Annotated in this window: 16 protein-coding genes and 3 pseudogenes; 7 read left to right on the top strand and 12 right to left on the bottom strand. The window is 36.9% G+C overall.

The window, feature by feature from the left end:
* Positions 1-129 precede the first annotated feature (129 nt).
* Positions 130-1530 carry a serine/threonine-protein kinase gene (locus F6K06_RS09350; RefSeq protein WP_240038824.1) on the bottom strand — a complete coding sequence of 467 codons (1401 nt, stop codon included), beginning with the start codon at positions 1528-1530 and terminating at the stop codon, positions 130-132.
* 110 nt (positions 1531-1640) lie between these two features.
* Between F6K06_RS09350 and F6K06_RS09345 the strand changes: the two genes are divergently transcribed.
* The gene (locus F6K06_RS09345; RefSeq protein WP_161564384.1) at positions 1641-1814 is read left to right on the top strand and encodes a hypothetical protein; all 174 of its coding nucleotides are present in this window, start codon (positions 1641-1643) and stop codon (positions 1812-1814) included.
* A 456-nt stretch (positions 1815-2270) separates the two neighbouring features.
* Here the strand turns inward: F6K06_RS09345 and F6K06_RS09340 are convergent, their stop codons facing one another.
* The 3 genes from F6K06_RS09340 to F6K06_RS09330 form a co-directional block, all read right to left on the bottom strand.
* Complete coding sequence (locus F6K06_RS09340) at positions 2271-2465, bottom strand: hypothetical protein (RefSeq protein WP_124143851.1); 195 nt, start codon at positions 2463-2465, stop codon at positions 2271-2273.
* Positions 2466-2902: 437 nt separating this feature from the next.
* On the bottom strand, positions 2903-3073 hold the full coding sequence (locus F6K06_RS09335) for a hypothetical protein (protein WP_161564385.1): 171 nt from the start codon (positions 3071-3073) through the stop codon (positions 2903-2905).
* Between the two features lie 82 nt (positions 3074-3155).
* The gene (locus tag F6K06_RS09330; RefSeq protein WP_205127273.1) at positions 3156-3323 is read right to left on the bottom strand and encodes a hypothetical protein; all 168 of its coding nucleotides are present in this window, start codon (positions 3321-3323) and stop codon (positions 3156-3158) included.
* A gap of 1004 nt (positions 3324-4327) precedes the next feature.
* Between F6K06_RS09330 and F6K06_RS09325 the strand changes: the two genes are divergently transcribed.
* The 3 genes and pseudogenes from F6K06_RS09325 to F6K06_RS09315 all read left to right on the top strand — a co-directional run bounded on the left by F6K06_RS09325 (position 4328) and on the right by F6K06_RS09315 (position 7410).
* Positions 4328-4918, top strand: coding sequence for a hypothetical protein (locus F6K06_RS09325; RefSeq protein ID WP_287323224.1), 591 nt, complete (start codon positions 4328-4330; stop codon positions 4916-4918).
* Between the two features lie 41 nt (positions 4919-4959).
* Positions 4960-5691 (top strand): tetratricopeptide repeat protein, encoded by a 732-nt coding sequence (locus F6K06_RS09320; RefSeq protein WP_161564386.1) that lies wholly within the window; start codon positions 4960-4962, stop codon positions 5689-5691.
* Between the two features lie 380 nt (positions 5692-6071).
* Positions 6072-7410, top strand: a pseudogene (locus F6K06_RS09315) (IS701 family transposase).
* A 16-nt stretch (positions 7411-7426) separates the two neighbouring features.
* Here F6K06_RS09315 and F6K06_RS09310 read toward each other — a convergent pair.
* The 6 genes and pseudogenes from F6K06_RS09310 to F6K06_RS09285 all read right to left on the bottom strand — a co-directional run.
* Positions 7427-7615 (bottom strand): annotated as a pseudogene (locus F6K06_RS09310) (IS1634 family transposase); the annotation flags it as partial.
* 174 nt (positions 7616-7789) lie between these two features.
* Positions 7790-10132 carry a TIGR03032 family protein gene (locus F6K06_RS09305; protein WP_124143854.1) on the bottom strand — a complete coding sequence of 781 codons (2343 nt, stop codon included), beginning with the start codon at positions 10130-10132 and terminating at the stop codon, positions 7790-7792.
* 633 nt (positions 10133-10765) lie between these two features.
* Positions 10766-11659: an SUMF1/EgtB/PvdO family nonheme iron enzyme gene (locus F6K06_RS09300; protein ID WP_124143855.1), complete on the bottom strand. Its 894-nt coding sequence runs from the start codon at positions 11657-11659 to the stop codon at positions 10766-10768.
* Complete coding sequence (locus F6K06_RS09295; protein ID WP_240038825.1) at positions 11656-11877, bottom strand: hypothetical protein; 222 nt, start codon at positions 11875-11877, stop codon at positions 11656-11658. Before F6K06_RS09295 ends, F6K06_RS09300 begins: the two co-directional genes overlap by 4 nt.
* Before the next feature lie 308 nt (positions 11878-12185).
* On the bottom strand, positions 12186-12404 hold the full coding sequence (locus F6K06_RS09290; protein ID WP_124143856.1) for a hypothetical protein: 219 nt from the start codon (positions 12402-12404) through the stop codon (positions 12186-12188).
* Positions 12405-12511: 107 nt separating this feature from the next.
* Complete coding sequence (locus F6K06_RS09285; RefSeq protein WP_124143857.1) at positions 12512-12787, bottom strand: hypothetical protein; 276 nt, start codon at positions 12785-12787, stop codon at positions 12512-12514.
* A gap of 311 nt (positions 12788-13098) precedes the next feature.
* Between F6K06_RS09285 and F6K06_RS09280 the strand changes: the two are divergent.
* A pseudogene (locus F6K06_RS09280) lies at positions 13099-13412 on the top strand (AAA family ATPase); the annotation flags it as partial.
* A gap of 13 nt (positions 13413-13425) precedes the next feature.
* Positions 13426-13533 (top strand): hypothetical protein, encoded by a 108-nt coding sequence (locus tag F6K06_RS33860; RefSeq protein ID WP_240038826.1) that lies wholly within the window; start codon positions 13426-13428, stop codon positions 13531-13533.
* Here the strand turns inward: F6K06_RS33860 and F6K06_RS09275 are convergent.
* Together F6K06_RS09275 and F6K06_RS09270 are read right to left on the bottom strand one after the other, a co-directional pair.
* Positions 13498-13737 (bottom strand): hypothetical protein, encoded by a 240-nt coding sequence (locus F6K06_RS09275; protein WP_124143858.1) that lies wholly within the window; start codon positions 13735-13737, stop codon positions 13498-13500. The genes F6K06_RS33860 and F6K06_RS09275 overlap by 36 nt on opposite strands.
* A 148-nt stretch (positions 13738-13885) precedes the next feature.
* The gene (locus tag F6K06_RS09270) at positions 13886-15553 is read right to left on the bottom strand and encodes a hypothetical protein (protein ID WP_287243508.1); all 1668 of its coding nucleotides are present in this window, start codon (positions 15551-15553) and stop codon (positions 13886-13888) included.
* A 271-nt stretch (positions 15554-15824) separates the two neighbouring features.
* Between F6K06_RS09270 and F6K06_RS09265 the strand changes: the two genes are divergently transcribed.
* Positions 15825-16847, top strand: a complete 1023-nt coding sequence (locus F6K06_RS09265) for an AraC family transcriptional regulator (RefSeq protein ID WP_287243507.1) — start codon at positions 15825-15827, stop codon at positions 16845-16847.
* Positions 16848-17375 lie beyond the last annotated feature (528 nt).

Here is a 17375-nt window from a genome sequence, read left to right as displayed (position 1 = left end):
TAGGACACCGACATAGAGTGATGACGATCCGAATTAGGGGAAATGTTTTTCCCACTATTCCCTATTCCCTACTATATAATACATAGGATTAATTTAAAAGTCAAATTATATTAGAGAAAACCCACCTTTCTAACCAGCAATAAAAGCAGCAATAACAAACAGAAATAAAATCACTAAAATCCCAATAATTACGACACTTGAAATTAATAATAAAGAGATAATCGACCATATTCTCTGATGCTTTCTAAATTCAGCAACATTTTTCCATTTCCGGCTTTTCCAAGCCCACTCATTTCCTTTAAGACCTAAAATTATTCCTGTCAGCAACCATCCCATACCTAAGGTAACAAAACTTAAATCAATCCAGGCAATTAATCCTATCCAAACATGATTAGTTAAACACCAAAAACCAGGCAATAAAAATGCCCCCCAATTCCAACCAATAATTTCTGCTGGTACGTCATTTGAACTATGAATAATATTTCCGAGTTTTGGAATAGAAGCTATGGCTGTTTTTGTCTCTATTTTTTGATTCTTTGACTCAGTTTTACTGATTTGAGTTAGTGCAATAATTTCCGGTTCTTGAGGTTGTAGCTGTACTAATATTTCCTCCGCTGACTGGAAGCGATCGCCAGGAATAAAAGCTAACATTCTATTTAAAATACCATCAAACTTCGGACTTAATTTTAGTTCTTTACTCCATTGCCACTGCATTGTTTTTGTATTAATTAACTCTGAGGGAAGTTTACCAGTCATTAATACTAAACAAGTCACTCCTAAAGCATACAAATCACTATGTGGAGCAACTATTCCTAACCGCATTTGTTCGTCAGGAGCATAACCAAATTTACCTAATTTAGTGCCAGAATAAACAACATTTTCGGAACTATCAGCTTTGTGAGAAACTTCGGCAGCAATTTGTTTTACTCCACCCAAATCAATTAAAATTGGTAACCCATCTTCTGCCCGACAAATAATATTATCAGGAGCAATATCTCGATGAATAATTCCTCGACTATGTAGATAATTTAAAACTGGTAATATTTGACGAATAAAGTCAATTATTTCAACTTCGCTAAAAAATTTACCTTGTCGCCGACGTTGACTAAGCAGAGATTCATAAGTTTGCCCTTCAATAAAATCTTGCACCAAAAACAAACATTTATTTTCCCGAATAAATTCCCAAAAACGGGGGATTTGAGGATGATTAATTTGATGTAATATCATTGCTTCTCGGTGAAAAAGTTCCTCCGCTTTTTGTATAAATTCAGTGCCTTGGTTTCCTGGTGTTAATTGTTTTAAAACTACTGCTTGCTTAAATCTACCTGTGTCTTCTGCTAAGTAAGTTTTGCCAAATCCACCTTGACCTATTTGACGAATAATTATGTAGCGGTTTCTTAATTTACTTCCTGGTTTTAATTCCGTAGATGCTGTTTGAAAGGGTTTTATTTCCTCTAGAAAAGCACCACAGTTAGAGCAAAAGCGAGAGGCAATAGTATTGTTATGTCCACAGTTTGTACAAGTAGTCATATTTATTAACTCGAAGGAATAAGGAAGAAGGGTAACTAATAATCCCAATATTAACTTTATGCTTGGCCAACATCTGAATACAAGCATGGTTTATGAGATATTGATATCCCTTGGTATGGCAATGGGTAATTACCAATATTATAGCTTTGCCTATAGGTTTATCTATTTTGGGGGTCGTTACTTTTGCTGCATTTGTGATTATTTTTGAAGTGCCTTTACAAGAAAATGACTGGCCTCCATACCCATTACCATTAGGTTATTTCTTGAAAATTTTGATAACTTGAGTAATTTTAACTGCTTTACAATGGTTTTTGCTACGACAAAAAATTACTTATGCTTCGTGGTGGGCAACATTCAAAAATTAATAATTAACAGTTAATAATTAATAATTACCTCTCCTTGAAAAGAAGATGATTGACGCAGTAGGGAAAATTTTTTCTTCTCTTGATTCGATTGGATATGGCTCCGAGACCCGCTCTTGACAGATCCGCTCCGAAGATCGCCATCCCACCCTACGGGAAGCTACGCTAACGACCGTGATTGGATATGGTGAGGGGACCTCGCCATCCCTCAACCGCTTTTTTCCCCTTAAAAGGGGAGGCTTTAAACCATAATTATTTAATTATTAATTATTAATTATTCGGTAAATAATACAGTTCAGTTAATAGCATTATTTCTGTTTTTGGGAAGTAAATTTAATTATCCGGATTTTATATTAAACTTTAATTATTCGGTAAATATTAAGCTAAATTCCGCCACCTATTACTTTCAATACTAGGGGAAGTTGGATTCTCCTTACTTTTATTCATTAAATCTTCTAAATCTGGAGGAAGAAATCCTCCGACCACACTTTCTAGTTCATATTCTTGTAATGCCACTAAACCATTCTCTACTTGATTAATTTTTTGATTTTTCTTGGCTTTAATTTTCTTCATACTTAATATTTATCTCTTTGTATTGAGGAATTTAGACTCAGTAGAGAAGCTGAGTGGTCATACCAGATTCGGTTATCAAAGATACTTTATGAGGATGCAAGATTCAACCTTTTCTCATCTACCCTAAACTTTCTCTCTGTAAAAGTTAGTATGTAAGCATTCAGCGGTCAGCCATCAGCTATTAGCTATTGCTTTTAGTTTAGGATCAAAGCTTTATTCATTGTCTTACTACAAAAGTTGCCTTCCTTATCCTTAAAGTCTATATTAATTTAAACACTGTCCTATATGAGAGAGTCTTGTTGCTGAAGTCCGCAGTTCCTCCGGAGGAGGCTAGCTGACAGCTAATAGCTGAATGCTTACGTTAGTATAATGTAGGGATGTTCTATGAAATATCCCTGCTCACTACCTAATACTTAATACTTGACTTAAGCTTTTACTTAACACTTAAAAGAATTATTTGTTTCATTACTTTTGTTTAGTGCTTGTTCTAAAATTTGTGACCGGATAAAAGTACGTTGTTGATACAGTGCATAGAGTAATAATTCTTGCTGTTTAATCTGCTCTTGTGTTTTTTGATAAAGTATCTTCCAATCATGTTCTGCTGACATAATAAAGACTCCTTTAGATATCAAATATGAAGTTTAATTTAAAGATAGAGCTTAAAAAATGAAAGAAGAAAAAATTTTATTTTTAGTAAATCCCCTTCTTTTTTATTAATTTTTGAACAGGGGAAAATAGAGTAACTTCATGCCCACAGCAAACTAATTCATCTGTCAAGGAAGCTACTATTAATTCAATGCCACTATAGCCAACGGGAAAAATTTTTTCCCATAAAGGAGTAACTTGAGAAATCCGCATATAAAAATCTCCTAAGTCCTGAGATGAAAATTTTTAGAAGTAATATTTTGGTACACAGTTTTACTCAGCTATAAGCTGTAAATCTTGATAACAAAATATTAATTAAAGTTTTTGGTTATTGCCAAGGTCGGTATAGCCGTTCAAAAGGTAGGGATATCTACACTTTGGTATAATACCTCAGAACTTTAGAACTTTATTCTCATTAGTTAAGCGGACATAATATATAGCGTTTCTCAAATTAGTGAGATACGGTTATCTTTTTATCTTTTTATTCCCTGTTCCCTCAAACCTAAAATTTTGTACCTCACCAGTATAGGAATTGCTATAAAACTTAAAATTAATACTTAATTTAAAGTTCTACTTCACACTTATAATCATTTTTTTTTCCATAATTTTCCATAACTCTGCTTGTACCTTTTCAACTACTTCTTGCTACTCCCTTGACTGAGATTGACGGAATAATTTCATTGTGGGATACCAAGAGATATTTTCTACTTCTTGTAACCAACGCCAATCAGCATTCGTACATACCAAAATAATCTGCTGACATTACTGTTCTAAAATTATAGTAATCAGGAAGCAGACATTCCTCTATGTTTCTACTCCCTGCTCCCTTTTTATTCAAATTTATAGCAATGAGCGCTGGTATATTTACAAATTGCAGGAGGGGTTAAATAGCTAAAAGTTTTATATTATTCCTTCGGAATGCTGCGCAAACGGCAATTTATTCCCCCTGTTGCCTGTTGCCTCTCTTGGTGCGCATTCCCTCTCTTGGTCAGCATTCCGCAAGCGAGCTGGCGTCGTCGCGGGGATTGGTAACTTGTGCCTCCTGAAAGATAACTTAATATCCGAAGTTTCGGTAAATATTTGGTTTGATGGGTTCAGCCTAACCTTTAGAATCTATCTTTGTCAGCAGGGGAACGATCGTTGAATTCGTCAAACCTAGTTTTGTCGAGGAAACACTTGAGGAAATTGAAATAATGAGTTGTGGAGACTTTTAAAGTATGTTTAGTCGATGCTTTAGGAGATTGCTTGCGATTGCCATTTCTTTAGTATTGTGTCTGACACTGGATATTACATCTGCATCTGCAAAAACCCTGTCATTTAAAACAGAAGGGAATATGAAGCGAGACGGCCTCCTAACAGGTCAACTTATATTCAGTGATACAGCTTTACAGGAAGCATTGCGTGAGATGTCGGATCAGCAAGGGTTAGGAGAGCCTATTCCCTTGAGTAGGATTGAAGGAGCTAAGTTCACATTTAAGTATGTTTCTCCCTATTCTGGAGCTGAACATACTGAGGAAACACTGTGCGATAAGAAAGTTTACGATATCAGTGAATTTCAAGATATACCTTTGACTGGGGGAGGTGAACCAACGCTAGCGCTGTCTGGAGGTCAGCCAGAATTTGTTGATTTTAGTTCGTGCATTGAAAAGTTGAGTAGTGTTTCATCTAAGATTTCGTCAGTTGATTCCAGAGTTTTTTCTAGCACAGTAGATTCTCTATTTGGTAAGCTGAATGTATATGATAAAGATGAGATGGGTTATGTACTCTATAAAAGGGTTCGACCGATAAAGTTTGTGTTGAAACCTTAGAACCTGTTTGTATTTTTTATGTAATAATTATGGGGTTTCTGATGAGAACTATTGCAGGAACATGGATAGTGCCACTCACAGTAAGTTTATGGTTATTTTTCACTTCACACGTTCAAGCCATCAATGCTCAAGTTATTAATGCTCAAGTCTTTCATCACTTCTTCTCAAATGACTTAAATTCAGAGGTAGTTATTTCTCGCCTATCTGAAGAAAATTTGTCTCAATTAAAAGAGTCATTTATAGAAGATCGGTTTGATTTTGTTAATACTCTAAGAAGCGATTGTTTGGAATCATCCGATCTGACAGAAATTGAAGACAATTATTGTGCAGTGATTGCCCATTCATTTGATTTTGTGGCTTGGAATAATTTAGGGCAAAAATTGTTTGTTCGAGGACGTGATAAGGCAGCTCTTATGGCTTACGATCATTCACTGTTAATTAATCCAGAATATTCCCTTGGATTAGCTAATCGGTGTGGTGTATTAAGTCGTTTAGGGGAATATAATCAAGCTCTTGTCTCTTGTGAATTAGCCCTTAAGGGGGATGGTCGTTGGGGAATACGAGGAGCTGCTTTAGCTTGGAATAACAAAGGAGACGTTTTATTTAACCTGAAACGTTATCAGGAATCGTTAAGTTCGTTTGATCGCGCGTTGGCAATTAGTCATAATTATGCAGGTGCCCAACGGAATCGAGCAGTTGTTTTACACCAGTTACAAAAAATTACTCAAGAACAAGGAGAGGATAATGATATTCGATTTTCTGAATCTGTTTGATGTGCGCTGGCTATTAGTTTTTTCACCCATTACAAGTGCTATCGCTTGGGGGATGATCGTCTATACCGAATTTGACCCCTGGAACCCTTGGCAGTTCTAAGCTGGAGTTTAGACCAGGGTAAACGCATCTTATTTTGAAGTTCTGACAGAGTCAAAAATGTCAGACTTCTCAGTATTTATATTTAGGGCTTGCTGATTAAATCTAAAACCCACATTCCCCACGACAAAATGTAGTACATAAAGAGAGGGAAACTTGAGTAAGTATTTAGACTTATAGTATAGGGTAAGAAGCCGGGACTTTAGTGAAAAAAAGGTAAAAAAAAGGTGATAATATATACCTGACAAGTCTTTTACGTTAATTACTCCCTGGGGAAAGTCCAATGAAAGAAACAACTTCAGTGGCCATGCCCTCTTGTTTCCATGGATGGTGCGTTCGCGGTAGCGTTGCGTAAGCAAATCACTTTAACAATGTATTTAAGACAAAAGCTCAAAAAACAGGGTTTAGAAACTATATAGGAGGATTATTAGGAGAAAGCCAGAGAAAAAACTTGTCTCAGATATCAAACAACACGATAGGTCTGTCATACCACAAATTACGACATTTCCTAGTTCGAGCCAACTGGTCAGTAGATGCTGGTATGGGAGCGTCGTCTTCAAGTGATGTGGGAATGTCGCCAAACAAAACCTTCTCGTTCATTTGCTTTAATTATAGACGATTCAGGCCACAGAAAAAGCGCACCGCCTGCGCCGAGGAAACCTCGGCGTAAAGACGGAGCAAGAAGTGGTAATTTAACTGCAGGAGTAGGGCGACAATATATAGGAGAAATAGGAAAAACAGATAATAGTATAGTCGTGGTGACAACTCATCTTTATGATGGAGTTAAAAGTCTACCTTTAGACATAGCTTTGTATCAGAAAGCTGATTCTTTTCCAAAGGGAAAAAAGACCCAGAATTTGTCAAGAAACCAGACTTAGCAATGTCTCTAGTAGATCAATTTTTGTCTAGAGGAAACCAACCAGAAATTGTGTTAATTGATGGAGGCTATTATAACAATACATCATTCTTAAATCAACTAGAGAAAAGAAATTTAACTTATATAGGAGGATTAGCTAAAAATAGAAAAGTAATCATCAAAAAACAGGATAACATTAAAGAAGAAATTAGATTAGACAAGCTAGCATAAAGTATACCTCAAAAAGCTTTTCACTTAGTTCAACTAAGTACAAATCATACTACAGAAGTTTTGGTGGCCACATTAAAAGTAGAACTGTCTCGGATGTCAGGTCAAAAAACTATAGCTATCGTTATGAATGTCAAAAGTTTTTCTGATGCCACTAATATTAACTATTATATTACTAATATAGAACACAAATGTGTAACTTCAGATTGGATATTTTCTACTTACTCTCAGAGAAATTGGGTGGAAGTTTTCGTGATTAGAAGCCAAAGGATGGCTAGGGCTAAGAGAATATCAAGTCAGAGATCAAAGAAGCTTGAAAAGGCATTTTACTTTAGTATTTTGTGCTTATACATTTATTATCTGGCATCAGTTAACAGGAGGCATAAGAAGGCGTTGGGCTAACAAAACTTTAGAGACCTTTACTGATACTTTAGAAGCATTTCATACAGCGATATCTTACCGTTTTATCAAGTGGTTAGATGAAAACATCGACGTATTTACCGCTCATAAAGAGAGGTTGGGGTTTGTTTGGGTTTGAAATTTGCTAAAGTCCCGCTATCTGCCACCATTAAACTGTCAAAATTTAACTGATTTTTAAACTCTTTCATGGCTAGTACAAACTGTTTTTGGTCAGATTCATTTCCCGACCCAATTCTCATCCACAATGGTACATCTCCATCGTTTGCGCAAATTAAATCCATGATAAATTGCTTTAAATCGGGTCGTTTATCTCTTGAATATCCAGGGGTCCTCAGTCCTCACAAGTTTCGGAAATTCAAGAACGAGAATAGGGGAAAAAGGGGATGCAGTCCCGCGATGTCGCACGGCGCACCTAGTAGCGCACCAAGCAGGTAGAAAAATGCTCCCATCTCCCCATCTCCCCATCTCCCCATCTCCCCATCTCTTAATTTAAGGTTCTACTTCACACTTATAATCATTTTTTTTCCCATAATTTCCCATAACTCTACTTGTACCTGTTCAACTACTTCTTGCCACTCCCTTGACTGAGACTGACGGAATAATTTCATTGTTGGATACCAAGGAGTATTTTCTCCTTCCTGTAACCAACGCCAATCAGCATTAAAACATAATAAAGTCCATACAGGTTTACCTAATGCTCCTGCTAAATGTGCCACAGAAGTATCAACAGTAATTACCAAATCTAGTCGATCTATTACTGCTGCTGTATCAGCATAATTATTTAACTGAGAACTCATATCTTCTATCTGAATATTGGCAGATATTTTAGTTAATTCTTGAGTTCTTTCTCCTTTTTGCAGACTATGAAATTTTACTCCAGGTACTTGCAAAATTGGTAAAAAGTCAGTTAATTTACAGGAACGATTATGGTCATTTTTATGAGTAGGACTCCCTGCCCAAACAATACCTACTTTATATAGCGCGTCGGGAAGGTTAATAGAGTTAGTATTGGGGTATCTTAAATAAGGAATTTCAACAGGAATTGTTTCTAAAGTTGTGTCAAAAATATAAGGTAAACTCATCAAGGGTACATAAACATCAAATTCTGATAATTTTAGTTCTCCTGGTGGCATTAATTTATCAATTCCTGGAACACTTTTAAAAATAGGAATTAACTCTGGCGTACATACTAAAATAATCTGTTGACAGCGTTTTGCCACTAGAGGAATATAGCGAATAAATTGAATAGCATCTCCTACTCCTTGTTCGGTATGAATTAGCAAAGTTTTATCCATAATATCTTCCCCTTTCCATCGGGGATGAGGACATTGAAAGGGAGTAAATTCTGAAGTTTTCCAACGCCATTCACATTCAGCAAATCCCCGTTTAAAATCTCCATTTTTCAACAATGTCATGCCTAAATTAAAATGAGCTTTGGCAAAACTACCATTAAGATTAATTGCCTCTTCATAATGTTTAATTGCTGCTGCTAATTCACCTTTTTGACTATAAGCATAAGCAAGACTGTTATGAGCATCCGCATTATCTGGCTCTGTCCTAATTACCTGTTGTAAAACATTAATTGCTGCTTCATACTGTTGATTATCTCCTAAAGCTACCCCCAAATTATATTTAGCTCTCGTCAAATCCGGTTGTAACTTCAAACATTCTTGATACTCAGCGATCGCTTCTACTAATTTACCTTCTTGATAGAACTGATTTCCTTTGATTAAATGAGTTTCCGATTTGGCTATTTCTGAAGCTGGTTGTACTGTTTCTGCTAAAGCTTCATCCGGTAAAACATAAGAACTAGCAAGTAAATTTTCATCCCATTCAATAATTTCAGGAAAGCGAATATTCGGCAAAACTGCCACAGAAAATATTTCTTGAACTCCTTCTTCAAATCTTAAAAAAGCAATAGTTTCTCCAGTTAAAATATTTACTACCCATACCCCACATATTCTTTCCTGAAGTTGAGTAATTGGCATCCCAGTAAAAACAGCAGTTTCTCTAACTTGTGATAAACCAATAAATGCTAAATTTCCCCAAAAATCTATACCACGAGTAAACCCAGGCAACTTAGCAATAGTTTCTAATTTTCTCTCGTTTAAATTAACTTTTGCCAAACTCCCATTTCCTGATTCTAATAACCATAATTGTTCCTGATACCATCTAGGAGAATGAGGCATAGATAAACCCCGCATCAATATTTCATTTGTTTCTATATCCATTAATATCCCACCATTAGCTTTATTATTTCTCCAACCAGCAGCAATATCAGTTTCTCCTAAAGCTGTAGCATATTTTGGTAGGTCATTTTTTAAACATAATCCATTCAAATGACAGCGGTCTGTTAAGTCATATCCACTAATAAAAGGAGGTCTCCATCTAGGTACAAAACTATTAGGATGACCAAGAGTACAGAGACAAGAAAAACGAGTATTAATAAACCATAATTCATCCTTTACCCAAGCCATTTCGTGAACATCAATATCCCCAGTCACATGAATATTTCTAGGTAAATAACAAGCATCATGTTTACCAGCAGGTTCTAATTTTTCTCCTACTGCTGGAACGTTGCGAAAATCCCAAATTTGATAAGCAGTTCCCAAGGCAATTTTTTCGTGAGTTGCTGCTAATCCCATGGGTTTATTAAAGGTGCGAAAATGAGTATTAATTACCCCATTATCGGCACGCAATACGATTAATTTACCTGCTTGATAAGTGGAGACAACTAAAGAAATGCCTAACTGGTCTAAAATTTTGGGGAAGTTATTTGTGTGTACGCTTCTTAATAAATAATTGTCGGTATTAACAGGAGCATTAGTTTGATTATTCATTGTCAGGTGATCTAAAGTTAGGGTCAAAATAGGTATAACTATATTAAACAATAAAAATAACTCTGAATCCGGACTATTACCAAACTCCAGACGAATTCCTATATAAAATTTGGTGATTTTTAATTTCTAGAACACTTAATACCAAGCGTGAAAAAATAATGCTACAAAAAAAGGCTGCAAATTATATCTAAAAATAACTTCTCCAATCCTAATAATACCAATTTCGATTGTTTTTCCTTTTTTTCTCGATTTGTTTATTACTTCTTCCTTTATTTGTGCTGAAATTCAAAGCAATATCTCTGTTGGAACAGGGTACTATAGCTCATCCACTATAGTTGGTTCAATTTCAAAATGTGTTCCGGAACAGTTTTCTATTTTTGGTTATTTATCGCAACAGGTTACTATCGCAGATTAGCTATAGCTGTCTCAACTTCAAAATATGTTCCGGAACAGTTTCCTATTTTTGGTTATTTATCGCAACAGGTTACTATCGCAGATTAGCTATAGCTGTCTCAACTTCAAAATATGTTCCGGAACAGTTTTCTATTTTTGGTTATTTATCGCAACAGGTTACTATCGCAGATTAGCTATAGCTGTCTCAACTTCAAAATATGTTCCGGAACAGTTTTCTATTTAGTGAGAGGGATTTTCAAACATAATGGCTTGATATTGGTTTTGAGTAACAGGGTATTTACTTATATAAAAAGGTTGCAGAGTAACTTTATGTTGAGGACTTTCGCCATATATTCCGACTTCATTTTTCGGCGAACCCATAAGAAAAGTACCACCAGGAATAGCCACCATTTCCAACACCATACCATTACCCAAATCTTCAGTAAAAAATACTGCTTCATTGGAACGACGCTCAATTTCTTCACCTTTGTTATTTACCGTTATCACATCAAATTTTTCTTGGTAAAAATAAGAAATAGCAGGAGGCATTTGAGGCCAAATTTTCTTCAAAGCTTCTATAGAAATAGCTAACCCCTCCGCTCCATCTTTCTTCATATTGGTAGCTATACCCAACACATGACCAGTTCCCCAGTCAACAACAGGTGCGCCACTATAACCTCTACGGAGGCGATCGCCTTCATCAACTAACAAATTCCAAACTGCCACTCTTTCATCATTTTGACGAACGAAACGCTTTTTCCCAAAAGTTCCATCAACAGTTTCCAGCAAGATTTTTTTCTCTTCACCATAGAGATAATGACCTGCTGTCCGAAAGTTTCGATTTTTTGCTTCAGATAAACTTATTAAATGGAAAAGTGGCACATTCAGCTTTTCAACTCCCAACACTGCTAAATCAAAACCCGTAATATCTCCTATTGCTAAAACTTTTGCTGGAATATTATTAACCAAAACATTTTCCTCACCACCCACATCCTCAATAACATGAGCGCAGGTTAGCAAATAAGTATAATTATCCTCTCGATAAAAAGCAAATCCAGTGCCAATAACATCTGCTTTGAAAGAGTTGTCACTAGCACTGGTAATTAAAACAATAAATTCTTCTAAATTACTCATTCTCTGACTTTTTCAGCTTGTTCAATTTCCATATCTTTATTAATTTCTTGCCAAGCTTCAGCAATAGGACGACTAATACTAATTAATATAGGTTTAACTTTAGCAAAACTAGACTTAACTTCTTTAATAAGATTAGTAGAAATAGGTTTGGCTTCATTGTCTGGGACTTCTGCCTCAACTAAAATACCATCTTCTAATTCAATTAATCTGGTGGCCATATATAATTCTTGGTAAATTTAACTGCTATTCCATTCCAGGACATCATATTAAATCCGGATGATTTGTTATTCCAAGTCATTGCGACGGTTACTCCGTGGAAGGAAGCAATCTCAGGGGTTGTGCGAGATTGCTTCCTATCATCACAATGACAACTTTTCAGCAGGATTCTATATTACTCTAATTTTCAGGATAATTTCTAGGTACAGGAAAATTTAACTTGGTGGCAACTCACCCTCAAAATAGAGCGATCGCCCAAGTTCTGATTATTAAACTAAAGAACTTAACTTCTGACTTCTGGTTTCTGACTTCAGCTATAACTGTCAGAAATTTCTCTCACTTCCTCAACAGCGAAATTAAGAATTTGTGCAACTTGTGCCACATCCATTCCTGTTGCTAATAGTTGAGAAACAGCATTTATTCGTGCTTGTTCAGCTTGTTCAGCTCGTTGACGTTCCTGTTGAGCCTGTTGTTCAGCTTGTTCAGCACGAGCTTTTTCTAGTTCTGCCCTTTCTGCTCCTGTTAACAACAAATTACCATCTTTGTCCCACCAACGTAACCAAGATAAGGAGAATAAGATTTATCAGACCTAATAACTCTTCTTGCACCAGTCTTTACATTTACTATTAATAATATTTAATAGCCCATTGCATAGAGAGTTTTTCTATGTTTAGAAAAAGCTAAACTAGCTACTTTACTATTACCTAATTTACCAATAATTGTAGTTTTGGCAGTAGTGGGATTTATTCTGACTAAATCTGTTGTTTTTTGGTCACGCCACCGAATACCATAGAGTATATTTACACAAAAAGCAATATCAACTATATGCATACCTATAGAACCAATTAAGACTGTTTTTCCTGATTCTATATCTAGGGTATAGAGATTACTTGCTTTGCCTTTAGAGTACAAATCTTGAATATAGATTAATCCTTTAGTATTTTTATAGACTACGTCTAAATAATTGATAATTGATAATGGATAATTGATAATTACTTGTTGTTTTTCATCCTTGATTGTTGGTATTATAGGGGTTTTGTTAGAAGACGTAGGTTGGGTTGAAGAATGAAACCCAACACCACTAACATTTTGTTGGGTTTATCCTCCGGATAAGCTGCGCTTTTCATGTCGCGCAGCGAAACGCTAACGCTCAACCCAACCTATATCTCATAACTATTCCCTATTCCCTATTCTCTATTCCCTGTTATAACTGATAACTGAAAATGACTACTGTACTTAATGTCTCACCCAACAATTTGTCAGCACCCCCGGTGTTGAACGTGTAGCTCAACGTGCTTTGCGTTATTTAAAATCTGGCTATTCAGTTCATTTACGGGGTCCCGCAGGAGTAGGCAAAACAACCCTTGCATTACACCTTGCTCATCTACGTCGTCAACCCATTGTTTTAATGTTTGGGGATGACGAATTTAAAACCTCAGATTTAATAGGTAATCAATCTGGATATACTAGGAAAAAAGTTGTGGATAATTATATCCATACCGTATTAAAAGTTGAGGATGAACTGAAACATCATTATCATTAATACTGGGGTGGTTTTGGATGGCAGTCTAGATTTAGGTTTGGCGGAGTTAAGTTTGATTCATGCTCGTTTACACTTAGTTTTAACTTCTAAACCGATCGATCAAAGGAAAAAATAAGTGGCAGTCCTGCAACCATGTTCTTTCAGGAACAAACTTAACAGGTTTGCCAATCACAACAACTTCTGCTTTCTGAAAATTTCGAGCTGCAAATACCCCTTTTCCCTCATGAGTATTTTTAACTAGAACATCTAAATCAACGACATTTGCAACCGTTGCAAAATCAACTTCTGCACTTTGTAGCTTTTGTGTTGTTTGTGTCATACTTTTTAAGTCCTAAAACTAAATTGTTTGAAGATCGGTTTTTGTAAAGTATGTTGTCTTGGTAAAGAGAGTGGGCAATACCCACCCTCAAAGCTAGTTCAAGCAATTGCGATAGAGGATCGCGCTAGTTAACAGGTAATGGAACTGGTTATGACTTACACGGAAAATCATTGTCAAACTGTTCAGGAGTCTTATAATATGTACCCTGGGGGAAATACTCACCCATAACCTCCGGTTCGTCACCAGGGATTTTGGTATTTTGGGGTGCGTATTCAAACTCATTCATCTGCATTTGCCAACGGTTCCGGAGCTCGCCTAGGTACATATCCCCAAACCCATCACCGGCGGCTGGAAACTCTAACCAGGCATAACCACATTCATAATTTGCATTCTTCGGACGATAGGATGGCCGACTGACAACTACGGTGTAATAACCGTTTTCATCCACTGGAATCTCTTCGTCAAAGACGCTATCAATAACTCGTGATCGAGACAGAGGCTCGTCTGTAGACCAAGAAAAATAGCGCATTTCAGCATCCCTCGTGCGATTGAAGATTTTATTACCAAAATAGGTCTTGGGAGTCTTAGGTTTTTTGCCTCGCAAGACCAAGATTTCCCCAAAATTGCGATCCATCCACGTCGTCAGATAAACCGTTGTCGAATTGATAAATCCGCCGGAACCAACATTCGGATCTGTAGGTTGAGGGCACTGATCTGCGTTATCGGGGCCTTGCTCAAAGTTAGCACAGAAATTATACTTTGCAGTCCACTCGCGGATGATGTAGGGAGGATCTTGGGCAGGCCAAGTATCAGGTCTGTCTTGGTTGTACCACTCCGTGCGATCGCGCTCTGCTTTATAAGCAACTGGATCGAATGCTGGACTTGGATAAACACTACCCATACTGCCTTTGAACTTGGAGTATTTGTTTCTGCAGAGTGCATCGCCCTCAATGACCCTACCATTTTCCCTGATAATTTTCGCCTCGGGTAATTCCGTATCCCCCAGCAGGTTTGTTCCCTTATCGGGGACATAGAGTCGCATTACTACGATATACCCAATATTGGGGAACTCTTTCTCCCCAAGGTATAAAGTATTGGGTTCGAGCTTCAATTGTTCTGCTGCCTCGGGGAAAGCATCGCTAAATAATTCTTCAAATTCAGGAAGATCCTCGGGAATCTTGGGCAATTTTTCAACCAACTTGGGTAAGACTTTAACAAGTGCCTCTTTGAAGTCTGGAGAATTTTCGGGGATCTGTTGCAACTTTTCCCCCCAGTTTGGGAAAGCCTCTGCAAAGCGTTGTTTGAATGTTGGCAGGTTCTCGGCCTTCCATGTCATCGTATAGGAACGATCCTTGGCCGTGCGATCCATCCCTTTTCTGAAAGGGTTCGTCGATCCGCCGTCGGGTTCGATCTCATAATCGACGATCTGATGATCTCCGCTAACTAAGGTATCTGAGTCTGGATCGTAAAAGTAGGCGCTAAAAGTCATCGAACGAGCGTGAGGAAATTTACCCGTTATTTTAACGTGACTGTTCTCGGGCAGAGAAAATAAAGCAACGGGATAGGCACTGTGTGCATCTGGATAAAAGGCGTTGTGATAGGGGTCGGCACTAAGAGTCGTTTTCCAGAAACAGTTTTCTATCGGGAGGCCCGGGTCAAACTCCCGACCGACACTGGCCGGATCTCCATCGCGATCAAAGGTATTTTCTGTTTTTTCAGCAAGAACAGGGCCTGTGGGTAATATGATATTTCCCAGGAGGAGAGAGGTAGCGATCGCCACTACCACTATCATTCTCCCAATTCGATTCAAAATCATCGGTAAAACCTGATAAACAAAACTAATATTTGGAAACTTTGTTGTTTAGCTTTTCAACAAAGCTAATTTTCCTGGCCTTACAAGGCCATAATTCAATCACGGTGGGTCATCCCTACTCTGTGACTTAAAAGTTACTTTAGTAGTAAGCTATCTCTGTGAATGAGCGAAAATTATAACTTTCTCAGTTATATAAATTAAATAACTAATTTTTTCAAAAAATTAGCTTTGCTTATAGGTTGTTTGATTATTTTTTTGAAAAGGTAGTCCAAAAATGAGTGTGTTGAGAGATACAAACAATAGTAGAATTGTCCAAGCTGAAGATGCTCCTGGGATGAGCAATCCGAAGATTATCTCCAAATCCTTTAGAGATGTGGAGAATTTCAAAGAGTTTTTTGAGTATAAAAATAAGGAAATAATACAACTCACCCCTGGTTCTGTTAAAGCTGAGTTTTTGTCGATTCAGGTTGGTGACTTATTTTTCGTATGTAATCAGGTGAACCAGGGATTTCAATTTTCAGGTGAGGGTAGAAAGGAATACATATCTTTTGCGATACTTTGGTCTGAGAATGAAAAGGAATATTACTCCTTCCGTCACCCTGTCGCACCTCAAAGGACTGTTTTTGGTTTCAATAACACTGAAGCACACGACATATTTCCTCAAGGTGGAGCATTGACACACATTATTATCCCTGTTAAAACTTTTGATACTTATGCAGACCAACTACAACGCCACGATCTAGACGATAATTTCCGGAATAAAAATCATGTGAATTTGCCTCTAACTGGGATGAAAGAAATTAAAGATTATCTGAAACCACTGATTTGGTTAGCAGTACACCAACCGACTTGGTTTCAAAACCCTCATATTGAAAAACTCATTACTGATGATTTCGTTCCTTTGTTAATTAGTCAGATTCCTATCAAGTTAAATTCTAAGTCTTTCCTCAAACCTTCCCGAAGAGCAAAGTTGATTGCCCAAGCAGAGCAAAAAATGTTAGCAAACTTGAAAAAACCTCTGACTTTAAAACAACTAGCTGAAAATTTAGGCTCTAGCAGTTGTGCGTTATCTTTTGGTTTTAAAGACTTATTTGGCGTGAGTCCGATGCGCTATCTCAAGATACGACGACTTAATGCAGTGCGACAACGCCTGAAAGCAAGCGAACCAGAAAATTGTTCCATCGTCTTCCTTGCTAATGAATTTGGGTTCTACTGTCCGAGTCATTTTACTAGAGATTACAAAGCCATGTTTGGGGAGTTGCCTTCAGAGACTTTAGCAAAACACTGCAAAAGTTAGCTTGAGTATTGAGCGATAAATATATTCGAAATCTAAAGTTTTTCTTATAATTATTATATTTTTAACAATTTAATGCTATAGCTTGCTTCCCAATATATTCAGTAGACAGAGCGATCGTGAATATTCTCAAATTTTCCTGCTTCAGTCACAGCAATAAATTAACTTCTGACTTCTGTACGGGCGAATGGCCATTTACTGACGCAGAGCTGCCGCTAACGCCCCTACCAATTCTGACTTCAAATATATGTTACCAGATTACAAAAACAGTTTAAAAAATGGGTTAGTGTTGAGGACGTAAAGTTAATAAATCTAGATAAAATCTACTTTTCAGCACATCTAATACCCCACTTGAAATAGCAGTCAGCGCTCAGCGGTCAGCTATCAGCTCTCATGAGGAGGCTTTAATGAATATAGACTGTTTCAGCCAGTTTTTATAGTAAGTATAAATTCTGACAATTAGTCAAGCTTTGATCTCAAACTCAAAGCAATAGCTGATGGCTGTTTGCGTAGCATCCCGTAGGGAAGTGC

The sequence above is a fragment of the Okeania sp. SIO1H4 genome, assembly GCF_010672695.1.
In the GTDB taxonomy this organism is placed as follows: Bacteria; Cyanobacteriota; Cyanobacteriia; order Cyanobacteriales; family Microcoleaceae; genus Okeania; species Okeania hirsuta.
The sequence above is the reverse complement of the archived record's forward strand: the minus strand, read 5'-3'. Positions and strand labels throughout refer to the sequence as shown.